Genomic DNA, 13024 nt, shown 5'->3' with positions numbered 1-13024 from the left:
CGTACTTACTAAAAGTTAGCTAAGGTGTTAGCTTACCACAACTGCTACTGAACACGAAGGAGAAGACCCATGATCGCAATTACCGGCGCTACCGGCCAGCTTGGCCACCTGGTACTACAGAATCTGTTACAGACCACCGCGGCCAGCCAGATTGTGGCCATTGTGCGTAACCCGGCGAAAGCCGAATCCCTGAGCCAACAAGGCGTGGTGGTTCGCCAGGCCGACTACACCGACGAAGCCGCATTTACCGCCGCCCTGCAGGGTGTGGACAAGCTGCTGCTGATCTCCTCCAATGAAATCGGCCAGCGCACGCCGCAGCACCGTAACGTCATCAATGCCGCTAAAGCGGCCGGCGTGAAATTCATTGCCTACACCAGCCTGCTGCACGCGGATACCTCTCCGCTGGGCCTGCACGTTGAGCATGTGGAGACCGAGAAATTACTCGCCGACTCCGGCATCCCTTACGCACTGCTGCGCAACGGCTGGTACACCGAGAACTATCTCGCCAGCGCCCCGCCGGCACTGGAGCATGGCGTCTTTATCGGTGCTGCCGGTGAAGGGAAAATCGCCACGGCAACCCGTGCCGATTATGCCTTAGCGGCAGCGCGCGTGATCGCCGAAGAGGGCCACGCCGGGAAAGTGTATGAGCTGGCCGGCGATAACGCCTGGACCCTGAGCGAACTGGCCGCAGAGCTGAGCAAGCAAAGCGGTAAAAACGTGGTCTATCAGAATCTCAGTGAAGCCGATTTTGCGGCGGCGCTGAAGAGCGTTGGCCTGCCAGCCGGACTGGCGGAGATGCTCGCCGATTCGGACAGCGGCGCCGAAAAAGGCGGCCTGTTTGACGACAGTCATACCCTGAGCACGCTGATTGGCCGTCCGACGACTTCGCTGGCGGAAAGCATCAGCGCCATTCTGTAACCGTTGCAAAAAGGTTAATTTTTGTAGCATCCCGGCGGGTCATCCCCAATAATAACTGGAGATCCGTCGGGAGTGACTCAATGCAGGGCGTACCGGAACAGTTCAACGATGAGAGAGACAGCGCGCGCTTTCGCCATCTGGCGCAGGTGCCCGGCGTTGAGCTGTATCATGCCCATATTTCCCGCTACGCCTTCGAACCCCATACTCACGAAGCCTTCGGTATTGGCGCGATAGAGCTGGGCGCCGAGCGCTTTCGCTATCGCGGCAGCCAGTACGTCGCCCCGGTAAACTCCATCGTCACCATGAACCCGGATGAACTGCACACCGGTGAAGCGGCGACCGCTGACGGCTGGCGCTACAGAATGGTCTATCTGGAGCCTGACAAGCTGGAAGAGATCACCGGCGTACGCCACTGGTGGTTTAGCGAGGTGGTACGCCAGGATCCCCGACGCTCGCAGCAACTGTGCCAGCTGATTTATGGCTTATGGCACACCGATGACCCGCTGGCCCAGCAGGGACTGTTGCTGGACCTGATCGATACCTTCCGCCCGCTGGCCCATCACGCGCCGGTGCTGGCTGAAGCCTCCCACCGCTTCGAGCGGGTGCGCGACTATCTGCACGACAACTATATGCACGCCGTCTCGCTGGATGAGCTGGCACAGGTTGCCGCCCTGAGCCCATACCATTTTCAGCGCCAGTTTAAGGCCCACTTCCACGTCACGCCGCATCAGATGCTGATGGCCATTCGCCTGTGGCGAGCCAAAGCCTTCCTCACCCACGGTATGCCCGCCGCCGAAGTGGCCGCCGCCGCTGGCCTGACCGATCAGTCGCACCTGACCCGCGCCTTTACCCGCCGCTACGGCATCACCCCGGTTCGCTATCAAAAGCAGGTCGCCCGGCGCTAATGCGCAACCTCATACAATATTTCCGCCCCACCCTCTTCTACACTTTACGCCAACTGAAACGAGTGCGGATGATGTGATGATTAGCGGTGTGTTGTATGCCCTGTTGGCAGGGCTGATGTGGGGACTGATCTTTGTCGGCCCGGTGCTGATCCCGGAATACCCGGCGGTGCTGCAATCGATGGGGCGCTATCTGGCGCTGGGGCTGATTGCGCTGCCGCTGGCCTGGCTGGGTCGCGCGCGACTGCGTCAGCTGTCGGGACGAGACTGGTGGACGGCGCTGGGGCTGACCATGATGGGCAATCTTATCTATTACGTCTGCCTTGCCAGCGCCATCCAGCGCACCGGCGCGCCGGTATCGACCATGATTATCGGCACGCTGCCGGTGGTGCTGCCGGTGATGGCAAACCTGCTCTATAGCCAGCGTGATGGCAAACTGCCGTGGCGACGCCTGTTCCCGGCGCTCTCCTGCATTGCCATCGGCCTGGTATGCGTCAACATCGCTGAACTTCGCCAGGGCCTGCCCAACTTCAGCGTCTGGCGCTATGGTTCCGGCATTGGGCTGGCGTTGATCTCCGTGGCCTGCTGGGCGTGGTACGCCTTACGTAATGCCCGCTGGCTGCGGGAAAACCCGGACAAGCATCCGATGATGTGGGCGACGGCGCAGGCGCTGGTGACCTTACCGGTTTCGCTGGCGGGCTATCTGGTTGCCTGTGGGTGGTTGCAGGCTCAACAGGCCGACTTCCCGCTTCCCTTCGGCCCGCGGCCGGTGCTTTTCGTGACGCTGATGCTGGCTATTGCCGTGCTCTGTTCGTGGGTGGGCGCCTTGTGCTGGAACATCGCCAGCCAGAAGCTTCCTACGGTGATCCTCGGGCCGCTGATCGTCTTCGAAACGCTGGCCGGCCTGCTGTATACCTTCCTGCTGCGGCAAAGCATGCCGCCGCTGCTGACCCTGAGCGGCATTCTGCTGCTGGTGATCGGCGTGGTCTACGCGGTGCGCTCCCGACCACAAAAATTGCCGGTGCTGGAGCCGGTCTGCGGGCATAAAAAATAGCCTGGTATCCTAAAGGGGTATTCCTTTATCTATAAGATGCATTTAATATGCATCTTATATTTTTAAAGACGAGGTATCCGCTATGGCTTTTCGTGACCAACCTTTAGGCGAACTGGCGCTGACTATCCCGCGCGCCTCCGCGTTATTCCGTAAATATGACATGGACTACTGCTGCGGCGGCAAGCAGACGCTGGATCGCGCGGCAACGCGCAAAGACCTGGACGTCGCGGTGATTGAAGCCGAGCTGGCGCAGCTGGCAGAAACACCGGTAGAACGCGACTGGCGTGTCGTGCCGTATGCGGAAATCATCGACCACATTATCGTGCGTTACCACGACCGCCACCGCGAGCAACTGCCGGAGCTTATCCTGCAGGCCACCAAAGTTGAGCGTGTGCATGCTGACAAACCCAACGTGCCCGTCGGCCTGACAAAATACCTGACCATGCTGCACCAGGAGCTCTCCAGCCACATGATGAAAGAGGAACAGATCCTGTTCCCGATGATTAAGCAGGGCATGGGGACGCAAGCCGCAGGGCCTGTCAGCGTCATGGAAAGCGAACACGACGAAGCGGGTGAGCTGCTGGAGGTGATTAAGCACGTCACCAACAATGTGACGCCGCCGCCGGAAGCCTGCACCACCTGGAAAGCGATGTACAACGGCATTAATGAACTGATTGACGATCTGATGGAACACATCAGCCTGGAGAACAACGTGCTGTTCCCGCGCGCCCTCGCCGGAAACTAACAAAAAAGGCGCCCGCAGGCGCCCTCGACAGTGTCAGTCTTATTGGCCACCGCAGTGGCCTTTTTTATGCCCGTCTCCCTACGGGCCGTTGCAAGCAACGTTAAAAATCTCTGCCGAAGATTTTTATTTCGCCAGACGCTTCTTACCGGCAAAGAACCAACCCACCGCCAGCAGAACGAACCACAGCGGCGTCACAATCAGCGCTTCGCGAGTGTCCGCTTCCAGCGTCAGCAGTACCAGAACGAAGACGAAGAAGGCCATACAAACCCAGCACATCAGTTTGCCCAGCGGCATCTTGTATTTCGACTGCTCATGCAGCTGCGGACGCTTTTTGCGGTAGACCAGATAGGAGCAGAGGATAATGGTCCAGACGAACATAAACAGGATCGCCGACACCGTGGTAATCATGGTGAACGCAGCAATTACGCTTGGGTTAACCATCAGCATCACCACACCGCCCAGCAGGCACATGCAGGAGAAGGTCAGCCCTTTCGCCGGTACCGCACGCTTCGACAGCTTGGCAAACATCGACGGCGCCTGACCATCCTGCGCCAGACCGAACAGCATACGGCTGGTCGAGAACACGCCGCTGTTGGCCGAAGAGGCGGCCGATGTCAGCACCACAAAGTTAATCAGGCTGGCGGCAGCCGGCAGGCCCACCAGCACAAACAGCTCGACGAACGGGCTCTTGCTCGGCACCACGGAGCTCCACGGCGTCACCGACATAATCACGATCAGCGCGAAGACGTAGAACATGATGATACGCAGCGGGATAGAGTTAATCGCGCGCGGCAGGGATTTCTCCGGATCTTTGGTTTCCGCAGCGGTGGTGCCCACCAGCTCAATACCGACAAACGCAAAGACCGCGATCTGGAAGCCGGCAAAGAACCCGCTGATGCCTTTCGGGAACCAGCCGCCGTCATTCCACAGATGGGCAAACGACGCCTCGACACCGGTCGGCGATTTGAAATGCATCATCACCATCACCAGGCCGACAACAATCAGCCCCACGATAGCGACGATTTTGATCATCGCGAACCAGAACTCCATTTCACCGAACATTTTCACGGTGGCCAGGTTAAGGCTCAGCAGCAGCAGGATAACCGCCAGCGAGGCCACCCAATCGGACAGCCCGGGGAACCAGAACTGGGCGTAGGCGGTAATGGCCACCACGTCGGCCATCCCGGTCACAACCCAACAGAACCAATAGGTCCAGCCGGTAAAATACCCTGCCCACGGCCCCAGCAGGTCGGCGGCAAAATCGCTGAATGATTTATATTCGAGGTTCGACAGCAGTAATTCGCCCATGGCACGCATAACGAAAAACAGCATAAAGCCGATGATCATATAAACAAAAATGATGGATGGACCGGCAAGGCTGATGGTTTTGCCGGAGCCCATAAACAGCCCGGTACCAATGGCGCCACCGATAGCAATAAGCTGGATATGTCGATTCGTGAGATTTCGCCGTAGCGATTGTTCAGTCGGAGCCTGCTCTGCGGCAGCGACTTTAACCTGATCTACCATGTGATTTTCTTCCTGTTGTACCTGTCTGTGTTGTTCAGGCTCTGATGGCCCGTCATTCGCTATTGCCCTGAAAATGGGCTTATCGATATTAGGTAAGAATCGGAGGGATGAATACTATGATTTAGATATAATGTTAAATATATGTTTAAAGTGAGTGTTATATCACTCCAGTCACGCGAAACAGCTCACAAAAATACACCTAAAACGCGAGCGAGCAATATAAAACACCAGCAAACTCTCAACTTAAGTTTTTTTCGCTATTTTTAGTCGCTTCCTCCCCCAAACGGGAGAGGAAGCCCCTGCTGTTTAGATAATATCCAGCAGTTCAACTTCAAAAATCAGGGTGCTGAACGGAGGAATGGATGCACCAGCACCGCGCTCGCCATAGGCCAGCTCGTGCGGAATAGTCAGTTCCCATTTGGAACCGACCGGCATCAGGGTCAGCGCTTCAATCCAGCCGCCGATAACGCCGGTTACCGGGAATTCAGCCGGTTCGCCGCGCGCCACAGAGCTGTCAAACACGGTACCGTCGATCAGTTTACCGGTGTAATGCACGCGTACGCGGTCGGTACGTGCCGGGATCGCGCCTTCGCCCTGGGTCAGAACGCGGAACTGCAGGCCGGATTCGGTGCTGTTCACACCTTCACGCTCGCGGTTTTCGTCGAGGTATTTCTGGCCATCAGCCGCCATTTCCTGGAAACGTTCGCGACGCACGGCATCAGCACGTTCGTGGATTTCACGCAGCGCGCGGTGAACGGCTTCCACCGGCACCTGCGGCTGATTGCCTTCCAGCGCATCAGCAATGCCGGCAACCAGTGCTTCCGGCAGCAGCCCCTGCAGGCCAGATTCGCTCAGCTGTTGTCCAACCTGCAAGCCGATACCATAACTTGCCTGCGCTTCAATCGTGTCAAAAGTCGGGGTTGCCATCTTTGTTCCTTTGTTGGGTGAGAGTTTCATACTCCACGGCTTCATGCGACAGCAGCGGAAAAAGCCGGAATAGATACCCTGGATAATTCGAGTGCAGCCAACGCGCCTGCAACCTGAAGTATGACGGGTATAAAGTGGTGGGAAGCATATCAGCCATAGCACGACGGGTAAAACTTTGTCGCGGAGATGATGACAAATCTAAGGGAAACAGAAACAATAGGAGATATCAGGTTAACCTCACGAAACATATCTTTGTCTCGGCCATCAGGAAGTTAGCCATCTATACTCTACTGAGCAGGATAAAAATATGCGGAGCAGGAGGAAAGCCATGCCCGGGCGCTTTGATATCACACCTACCCTGGCGAAGATCTGGCACGCCCCGGATCATATTCGCATCATGGATCCGCTGCCGCCAATGCATCGTCGGGGCATTATTGCCGGCGCGTTGCTGGTGATTATCGGCATACTGCTGCCTTCAGAAGATAGCAGCAGCCCAATGCAAAATAGCCGCGAAGCCAGTATCGACCTGCAATCACAGTCCCAGCCGCAGTCGGCCCAGCAGGGCATGCCGCTGCCGCCTATTACCAACACGCCTACGGTCAATGATGCCGACCAAATGGCCCCGGTGGCGCCTGAGCCTGTTCAGGATGAGCCGATGGACCAGGGCCAGAGTCAAAGCCAGGCCTACTCTCAGCCACAGCAGCAGCAGCAGCAGCAACAACAACAGCAATCCGCGCCGGGGATTGAGCAACAGTGGCGCACCTACCGCATCGAAGCCGGTAAAACCCTGGCTCAGCTGTTCCGCGACCATAATCTTCCGCCGACTGACGTCTACGCCATGGCCCAGGTCGAAGGCGCGGGTAAGCCGTTAAGTTCGCTGCAAACCGGGCAGACGGTGCAGATTCGCCAGAATGCCAACGGTGTGGTGACGGGTCTGACGATTGATACCGGCAGCGGGCAGCAGGTGCTGTTCACCCGCCAGGCGAATGGCAGCTTTATCCGCGCACGATAACGCGCGCTAAAGCATGTGGCATAGCCGGGTGTGTCACCCGGCCTGCCTGGATTTTTTGACGCGCGGCGTCCCTTCTCTGTTTACCCACCGAATCCCGACACAAACCAGCACCAGCGCAATCACATATTTGATCTCAAAGATGTTCTCACCGAGGAAAATCGCTGACAGCACGGTTCCGGCAACCGGGATCACAAAGTTAAACGGCGCAATCATACTGACGCGATTGTGCTTGAGTAATACGCTCCACACTGCAAAAGCCACCGAAGAGAGTAGCGTCAGATAGGCGAGCACCAGCAGCGCCGTGGTGCTGTGGATAACCAACTCGCCACCGGTGAAGTAACCCCCAACCAGCAACACCAGACCGCCAAACGCCAGCTGCCAGCCGGTCATCACCGTGGGATCGACCGTTTGTGAAATACGCTTTCCGTAGAGTGTCGCCGCCGACAGAATAAACGCCGCCAGCACCACAAAACCGTCCCCCTGCCAGACAAAGCTAAAATCGCTCAGCGAATGGCTAAAGTTCACCAGCATCACGCCGGTAAAGCCGAGAATACAGCCGATGGCTTTGTTGTAGCTCAGTTTGTCGTTCTGATAGATAAAGTGCGCCAGCAAGACGCTAAAGAAGGTCCCGGTGGCGTTCATGATCGAGCCCTTCACGCCGGTGGTAAACGCCAGCCCGATGTAGAAGAAAATGTACTGCAGGGAGGTTTGCGTTACGCCAAGTATCGCCAGCTGTGCACATTGCCGGGGATTCAGGCGCGCAACCGGTTTTCGTTGTGCCAGGGCAAAGAGCAGCAACAGCAACCCGGCAAACAGGAAACGGTAACCTGCAAAGACCAGTTTTGACGGCACATCATCGGTGGCGATATGAAACAGTTCATAGCCGCTTTTTATTGCCGGATAAGAGCTTCCCCATAATAAACAACACAGGGTTGCACAGGCGTAAGCCACTTTCTTACGGGAAAAAACTGAGGGGGCATCCATTCGCGTCACCAAAAATAAAATAGCGTTTTATTTTATTATCCAGAAAGCACGCGGAATAGCCACCATACAAGGAAAAGATTGTTCAAAGACGTGATGCAGAAAAGCAAAACGCCGGCACAAGGCCGGCGTCTCGACGCGAACTCAGTAATAAATTACTCAGCTACAACGTTTACAACCAGTTTCGCGAATACTTCGCTGTGAACCTGGAAGTCCACTTCGTGCTCACCGGTGGTGCGCAGAACGCCGTTCGGCAGACGAACTTCGCTCTTAGCGACGGCAACGCCAGCTGCAGTTACAGCGTCAGCGATGTCGCGGGTACCGATGGAACCGAACAGTTTACCTTCGTCGCCTGATTTAGACGCGATGGTAACGTTGCCCAGTGCATTGATTGCTTCAGCACGTGCGTTAGCAGCAGCCAGAACGTCAGCCAGTTTAGCTTCCAGTTCTGCGCGGCGCGCTTCGAAGAATTCAACGTTTTTCTTGGTAGCAGGAACAGCTTTACCCTGCGGTACCAGGAAGTTACGAGCATAACCCGCTTTAACGTTAACCTGATCACCCAGGCTACCCAGGTTTGCTACTTTATCAAGCAGAATAACTTGCATTACCTTATCCTCTTAAAGTCGTTAATAGACGGCGGCCGATTACTGATGACGATCAGTGTATGGCAGCAGGGACAGGTAGCGAGCGCGCTTGATGCAGCGAGCCAGCTGACGCTGGTATTTTGCACGAGTACCGGTGATACGGCTCGGGACAATTTTACCGCTTTCGGTAATGTAGTTTTTCAGCGTAGCGATGTCTTTGTAATCAATCTCTACAACGCCTTCCGCGGTGAAACGGCAGAACTTGCGACGACGGAAATAACGTGCCATTTGGCTAGTCTCCAGAATCTATCAATTCAATCTGCTCGGCATGCAGAACCATTTTGCTCAGGCCGTTCTTTGCCTTGTGGCAAGAAATGAACCCCCGAACGATTACTGCACTACCGACCGTTATACTGTGAGTAATGGCCTGGTTTTGGTGTCCGCTAATAATAACGGGCATTTGGCACCATGCCTGCCGGTGAAAACCGGCTTCCTCCTGCACTGAACGATGCTCAAGCACGAACTGGCAGTGTGGAATTCCTGACGGGCTGACCTTACGAATTGGCGTCCTGCATATAATGCCGGACAGCTCCAGACGATTGGTCATCAGGATTACTCTTCAGAATCCCCAGCTTCGGAATCATCTGCGGTTTCGTTTGCGAAATCTTCGCGACGCTCACGGCGCTCGTCTTTCGCTTTAACCATCGGAGATGCTTCGGTAACAGCGTGCTTAGTACGCATTACCATGCTGCGGATAACGGCGTCGTTGAAGCGGAAGTTTGTTTCCAGCTCATCGATCGCTTCCTGCGGGGCTTCAACGTTCAGCAGAACGTAGTGAGCTTTGTGCAGTTTGTTGATCGGGTAAGCCAGCTGACGGCGGCCCCAGTCTTCCAGACGGTGGATCGTACCTTCTGCTGCAGTGATTGCACCAGTGTAACGTTCGATCATACCCGGAACCTGTTCGCTCTGGTCAGGATGGACCATAAAAACGATTTCGTAATGACGCATCGAATTGCTCCTTACGGATTATTCAGCCTCCTGTCTGGGTCAGCCGCGGCCCATGGAGGCAAGGAACGTGGTTAAAGGGCGGCTGAAAAATTGACGCGTCATAATACGTACGAAAGCCAATTAAGACAAGCAAATTGCGCAAATAATTCGCACTATCCGCAAAGCCGTATTAAGTCAGTGATTTAAAATTAATCAACAACGGTAGCGACGTTTTTTTGAACAACTCCATCAGAAATGGTCGCGATGCCGCGACAGCCAGAGATTACACTTAAGTCAAAGCCATCGATAACCCAAGAGGACCCCGGATTAACGCCAGCATGGCCGACAGAACGTCAGGAGCGTAGAGTATGAAAAACATCATCATTGCTGCATTGGCTGCTGTCTTACTGAGCGCGAGCGCGCAGGCAGCCATCAAGATCGATGGGCGCCAGGCACGGAATATGGACGATGTGCAGAGCCTTGGCGTTATCTATATCAACCATAATATGGCGACTGAACAAGAAGCCGATCAGGCTCTGAATCAGTTGAGCGATGCGCGAGGCGCAAAATACTTCCAGCCAATCCTGATTCACGAACCGGAAAGCAACGGTCTGATACACGCAGAAGCGGCGATTTACCGCTAACCCCTCTGAATCGTTGACTTCGCCCGACCACAAGGGCGAAGTCTTAATGCGATTGATAATTATTTTATTTATGACTTATCAGCATCACCGTAACCTGATTTAATCCCCTTTTAATCGCATGATTATCCGGAGTCATTCATGGTTTCGCGTTTTGCCACGCTAAGTCGTATCCCCAAAGGCGTGTGGGTTCTTGGTGGCGTTAGCTTGCTGATGGATGTGTCATCAGAGATGATCCACAGCCTGCTCCCGCTGTTTATGGCCACTACCCTGGGGGCCAGCGTCATTATTATCGGAATTATCGAAGGCGTTGCTGAAGCCACCGCGCTGATGCTAAAAGTCTTTTCCGGCGTCATCAGCGATTATGTGGGCAAACGCAAAGGGCTGGCGCTACTCGGCTACGGCCTGGGGGCGCTGAGCAAGCCGCTTTTCGCCATAGCTCCCACCTCCGGCGTGGTGTTTAGCGCCCGGATGATCGACCGTGTCGGCAAAGGCATCCGTGGAGCGCCAAGGGATGCGCTGGTCGCCGACGTCACGCCGCCGGAAATCCGCGGCGCCGCCTACGGGCTGCGTCAGGCGCTGGATACCATTGGCGCGTTTCTGGGGCCGCTGCTTGCCGTCGCGCTGATGTTCCTGTGGGATAACGATTTCCAGTCTATTTTCTGGGTCGCAGTGATCCCCGCCGCGCTCTCTATCGCGTTACTGGGCTTTGGGTTAAAAGAGCCAAAAACGCCGGTCGCCCAAAAACGCACGAATCCCCTGCGCCGCGAGAATCTAAAAAAGCTGTCCGCCGCCTACTGGTGGGTGGTGGCGATCGGCTCAATCTTTACCCTCGCCCGCTTCAGCGAAGCCTTTCTGGTTCTGCGCGCCCAGCAGATGGAAATCCCGTTGTTCGCCATCCCGTTGGTGATGGTCGCGATGAATCTGGTTTACAGCCTGACCGCCTATCCATTCGGTAAGTTATCGGACAGCATGAGCCACAGCAAAATGCTGCAATGGGGCCTGCTGGTGCTGATCGCCGCCGATATCGTACTGGCGCTCAGCGGCCACTGGAGCACGCTTCTTGCGGGCGTCGCGCTGTGGGGCATTCATATGGGGATGACGCAGGGTCTGCTGGCGGCGATGGTGGCACATACTGCTCCGCCGGAGTTGCGCGGCACCGCCTTCGGGATGTTCAACCTGATGAGCGGCATCGCGCTGCTGCTGGCGAGCGCCGGAGCCGGGGTGCTGTGGGAAGTTTTTGGCGCCGCCTCGACGTTTTACGCCGGCGCGATAATCTGCGTCCTGACGCTGATTGGCATGCGCTGTATGCCATCCGCTTACCAGCAAAACTAAGCCGGACGCCAGGACAGAAAGCGATCCTCAAGCACTTTGAGGATCGGCTTTCAGGTGATTGCCGTTTACAGATGACGCTGGAAAAACGCCACCGTTGCCGTTAGCGCTTCCGGCGTGATCCGGTGGCCCACGCCGTGCTGCCAGACGCAGGTCAGATCCGCACTGTCCTGTAGCGCCTGCTGCAGGCGGAACGTCCCTTCAGGGGGCACAATATCGTCCTCCTCACCGTGCCATAGCAGCAGCGGTCTGTCAGCCACCGCGCTGAGATCGTGGTCAACGTCCCATTCTGCAAGCTGCTCAACATCGAATTCCGGAGACGGAAACAGGCTCTGCGAGAGCGAGGTAAAATAGCCGGAGCCCATCAGACAGGCCACGCTTTTCAGCTCCCGATGATGGGTCATGATCCCCAGCGCCGCCATTCCGCCCATCGACGCCCCACCGACACCCAACCGTTCACCCTCGACCCAACCTTGTGCGAAAACCGCTTCGCGCAGCGCAGGAAACTCGCGAAAGCTGTGCAGCAGAATCGGCCAGAAACGCTGCATCCGCCCGCCTTCATCCCCATCGTAACGCGCACCATGCTCCGCGGCATCGGGCATGATCACCCGAAAACCGGCCTCCGCCAGCGCCACGGCGAAGTAGCTATATACCCACTTCGAGGAGGTAAAACCATGATAAAATATGATGCAGGGCAACGGTTTATCCAGCGCATCCTGCGGGCAGGCGTGCAGCACTTCTCCCCCCGCGAGGTGACGTACTTCAAGAGCAATCATTGACCATCTCCTTTCACTCAAGGGGTGACATGCCCGGAAGCGACATATTCACCAGGAAACCAGGTTCACGGTGATTCATAATGTTGAGAACCAGATTACGCTTTCACGATATTTTCATTCGAAATTCGCGTTCGAGATAACAGTTCGGGAACATTCCCCGGAAATGACATTCAGGCTACCACTACACTATGACTATCAGGAAACGAGATATGGTTATGCGTAGGTTTACACCGTGGTTACTGGTTCTCGCCTTAACTGGCTGTAGTGCCCTACAGGGAACGCCAGAAGCGCCGCCACCCGCAACCGACCATCCGCAAGAGATCCAGCGTAATCAGACGCAGGGTCTACAGAAGATAGGAACAGTGAGCGTCTTACTGTATGGCTCACCGATGGATGTAGAAGCTGCGCTAAAAGTCAAAGCAGAGACAGCGAAAGCGGATTACTACGTCATCATTATGATTGATGACACCATGGTTCCCGGCCAGTGGTATTCGCAGGCGATTTTATACCGTAAGTAACGGTTAAAATTTAACCCAGATTTACACTGCTTTGCATCCATTCACGTTCTCCTGTGCATAATAACGTTCAGCCAGCCATACCCTGGCAGAACGTTAGCAACGGACTGCCCTCAGGACTAC

Annotated in this window: 16 protein-coding genes; 8 read left to right on the top strand and 8 right to left on the bottom strand. The window is 55.9% G+C overall.

Annotation, left to right across the window (positions count from 1 at the left end):
• The first annotated feature begins 69 nt into the window (after nt 1–69).
• The 4 genes from EDF82_RS23445 to ytfE all read left to right on the top strand — a co-directional run bounded on the left by EDF82_RS23445 (nt 70) and on the right by ytfE (nt 3619).
• Nucleotides 70–918, top strand: a complete 849-nt coding sequence (locus tag EDF82_RS23445) for an SDR family oxidoreductase (protein WP_123757867.1) — start codon at nt 70–72, stop codon at nt 916–918.
• Between the two features lie 80 nt (nt 919–998).
• Complete coding sequence (locus EDF82_RS23440; RefSeq protein WP_123757866.1) at nt 999–1823, top strand: AraC family transcriptional regulator; 825 nt, start codon at nt 999–1001, stop codon at nt 1821–1823.
• Nucleotides 1824–1899: 76 nt separating this feature from the next.
• On the top strand, nt 1900–2874 hold the full coding sequence (locus tag EDF82_RS23435; protein ID WP_123757865.1) for a DMT family transporter: 975 nt from the start codon (nt 1900–1902) through the stop codon (nt 2872–2874).
• Between the two features lie 82 nt (nt 2875–2956).
• Nucleotides 2957–3619, top strand: a complete 663-nt coding sequence (gene ytfE / locus EDF82_RS23430) for an iron-sulfur cluster repair protein YtfE (RefSeq protein ID WP_123757864.1) — start codon at nt 2957–2959, stop codon at nt 3617–3619.
• Between the two features lie 123 nt (nt 3620–3742).
• On the opposite strand, the gene cycA is transcribed toward ytfE, so the two are convergent.
• Together cycA and fklB are read right to left on the bottom strand one after the other, a co-directional pair.
• On the bottom strand, nt 3743–5146 hold the full coding sequence (gene cycA / locus EDF82_RS23425) for a D-serine/D-alanine/glycine transporter (protein WP_123757863.1): 1404 nt from the start codon (nt 5144–5146) through the stop codon (nt 3743–3745).
• Nucleotides 5147–5452: 306 nt separating this feature from the next.
• Nucleotides 5453–6073 (bottom strand): FKBP-type peptidyl-prolyl cis-trans isomerase, encoded by a 621-nt coding sequence (gene fklB / locus EDF82_RS23420; protein WP_123757862.1) that lies wholly within the window; start codon nt 6071–6073, stop codon nt 5453–5455.
• A gap of 328 nt (nt 6074–6401) precedes the next feature.
• Here fklB and EDF82_RS23410 point away from each other — a divergent pair, with 328 nt between their 5' ends.
• Nucleotides 6402–7085 carry a LysM-like peptidoglycan-binding domain-containing protein gene (locus EDF82_RS23410; protein ID WP_123757861.1) on the top strand — a complete coding sequence of 228 codons (684 nt, stop codon included), beginning with the start codon at nt 6402–6404 and terminating at the stop codon, nt 7083–7085.
• A 33-nt stretch (nt 7086–7118) separates the two neighbouring features.
• Here EDF82_RS23410 and EDF82_RS23405 read toward each other — a convergent pair whose 3' ends face one another.
• The 5 genes from EDF82_RS23405 to rpsF form a co-directional block, all read right to left on the bottom strand.
• Complete coding sequence (locus EDF82_RS23405) at nt 7119–8069, bottom strand: DMT family transporter (RefSeq protein ID WP_123757860.1); 951 nt, start codon at nt 8067–8069, stop codon at nt 7119–7121.
• Nucleotides 8070–8221: 152 nt separating this feature from the next.
• Nucleotides 8222–8671, bottom strand: a complete 450-nt coding sequence (gene rplI, locus EDF82_RS23400) for a 50S ribosomal protein L9 (protein ID WP_041143727.1) — start codon at nt 8669–8671, stop codon at nt 8222–8224.
• Between the two features lie 39 nt (nt 8672–8710).
• Nucleotides 8711–8938 carry a 30S ribosomal protein S18 gene (rpsR, locus tag EDF82_RS23395; protein ID WP_002210155.1) on the bottom strand — a complete coding sequence of 76 codons (228 nt, stop codon included), beginning with the start codon at nt 8936–8938 and terminating at the stop codon, nt 8711–8713.
• A 4-nt stretch (nt 8939–8942) separates the two neighbouring features.
• Entirely contained in the window at nt 8943–9257 is a 315-nt protein-coding gene (gene priB / locus EDF82_RS23390; RefSeq protein ID WP_041143726.1) for a primosomal replication protein N, read from the bottom strand.
• A gap of 5 nt (nt 9258–9262) precedes the next feature.
• Nucleotides 9263–9658, bottom strand: coding sequence for a 30S ribosomal protein S6 (gene rpsF, locus EDF82_RS23385; RefSeq protein ID WP_004098001.1), 396 nt, complete (start codon nt 9656–9658; stop codon nt 9263–9265).
• A 347-nt stretch (nt 9659–10005) separates the two neighbouring features.
• Between rpsF and EDF82_RS23380 the strand changes: the two genes are divergently transcribed.
• Together EDF82_RS23380 and EDF82_RS23375 are read left to right on the top strand one after the other, a co-directional pair.
• Nucleotides 10006–10281: a DUF1471 domain-containing protein gene (locus EDF82_RS23380; protein ID WP_123757859.1), complete on the top strand. Its 276-nt coding sequence runs from the start codon at nt 10006–10008 to the stop codon at nt 10279–10281.
• Nucleotides 10282–10419: 138 nt separating this feature from the next.
• Nucleotides 10420–11613: an MFS transporter gene (locus tag EDF82_RS23375; protein ID WP_123757858.1), complete on the top strand. Its 1194-nt coding sequence runs from the start codon at nt 10420–10422 to the stop codon at nt 11611–11613.
• Nucleotides 11614–11678: 65 nt separating this feature from the next.
• Here EDF82_RS23375 and yjfP read toward each other — a convergent pair whose 3' ends face one another.
• Nucleotides 11679–12386 carry an esterase gene (gene yjfP, locus EDF82_RS23370; RefSeq protein ID WP_123757857.1) on the bottom strand — a complete coding sequence of 236 codons (708 nt, stop codon included), beginning with the start codon at nt 12384–12386 and terminating at the stop codon, nt 11679–11681.
• 209 nt (nt 12387–12595) lie between these two features.
• Between yjfP and bsmA the strand changes: the two genes are divergently transcribed.
• Entirely contained in the window at nt 12596–12904 is a 309-nt protein-coding gene (gene bsmA / locus EDF82_RS23365; RefSeq protein WP_222618205.1) for a biofilm peroxide resistance protein BsmA, read from the top strand.
• Nucleotides 12905–13024 lie beyond the last annotated feature (120 nt).

The sequence above is a fragment of the Klebsiella sp. BIGb0399 genome (assembly GCF_003752615.1).
GTDB lineage: Bacteria > Pseudomonadota > Gammaproteobacteria > Enterobacterales > Enterobacteriaceae > Klebsiella > Klebsiella lignicola.
Note: the sequence above shows the minus strand (reverse complement) of the source record. Positions and strands in the feature narration are given on the sequence as shown.

Bases quoted from the DNA above. Each gene is read 5' to 3' on its own strand.
- EDF82_RS23405 (WP_123757860.1), bottom strand. From the start codon at position 8,069: ATGGATGCCCCCTCAGTTTTTTCCCGTAAGAAAGTGGCTTACGCCTGT.
- rpsF (WP_004098001.1), bottom strand. From the start codon at position 9,658: ATGCGTCATTACGAAATCGTTTTTATGGTCCATCCTGACCAGAGCGAA.
- cycA (WP_123757863.1), bottom strand. From the start codon at position 5,146: ATGGTAGATCAGGTTAAAGTCGCTGCCGCAGAGCAGGCTCCGACTGAA.
- EDF82_RS23440 (WP_123757866.1), top strand. From the start codon at position 999: ATGCAGGGCGTACCGGAACAGTTCAACGATGAGAGAGACAGCGCGCGC.
- EDF82_RS23380 (WP_123757859.1), top strand. From the start codon at position 10,006: ATGAAAAACATCATCATTGCTGCATTGGCTGCTGTCTTACTGAGCGCG.
- EDF82_RS23435 (WP_123757865.1), top strand. From the start codon at position 1,900: ATGATTAGCGGTGTGTTGTATGCCCTGTTGGCAGGGCTGATGTGGGGA.
- priB (WP_041143726.1), bottom strand. From the start codon at position 9,257: ATGACCAATCGTCTGGAGCTGTCCGGCATTATATGCAGGACGCCAATT.
- EDF82_RS23375 (WP_123757858.1), top strand. From the start codon at position 10,420: ATGGTTTCGCGTTTTGCCACGCTAAGTCGTATCCCCAAAGGCGTGTGG.
- ytfE (WP_123757864.1), top strand. From the start codon at position 2,957: ATGGCTTTTCGTGACCAACCTTTAGGCGAACTGGCGCTGACTATCCCG.
- fklB (WP_123757862.1), bottom strand. From the start codon at position 6,073: ATGGCAACCCCGACTTTTGACACGATTGAAGCGCAGGCAAGTTATGGT.
- bsmA (WP_222618205.1), top strand. From the start codon at position 12,596: ATGGTTATGCGTAGGTTTACACCGTGGTTACTGGTTCTCGCCTTAACT.
- rpsR (WP_002210155.1), bottom strand. From the start codon at position 8,938: ATGGCACGTTATTTCCGTCGTCGCAAGTTCTGCCGTTTCACCGCGGAA.
- EDF82_RS23445 (WP_123757867.1), top strand. From the start codon at position 70: ATGATCGCAATTACCGGCGCTACCGGCCAGCTTGGCCACCTGGTACTA.
- yjfP (WP_123757857.1), bottom strand. From the start codon at position 12,386: ATGATTGCTCTTGAAGTACGTCACCTCGCGGGGGGAGAAGTGCTGCAC.
- EDF82_RS23410 (WP_123757861.1), top strand. From the start codon at position 6,402: ATGCCCGGGCGCTTTGATATCACACCTACCCTGGCGAAGATCTGGCAC.
- rplI (WP_041143727.1), bottom strand. From the start codon at position 8,671: ATGCAAGTTATTCTGCTTGATAAAGTAGCAAACCTGGGTAGCCTGGGT.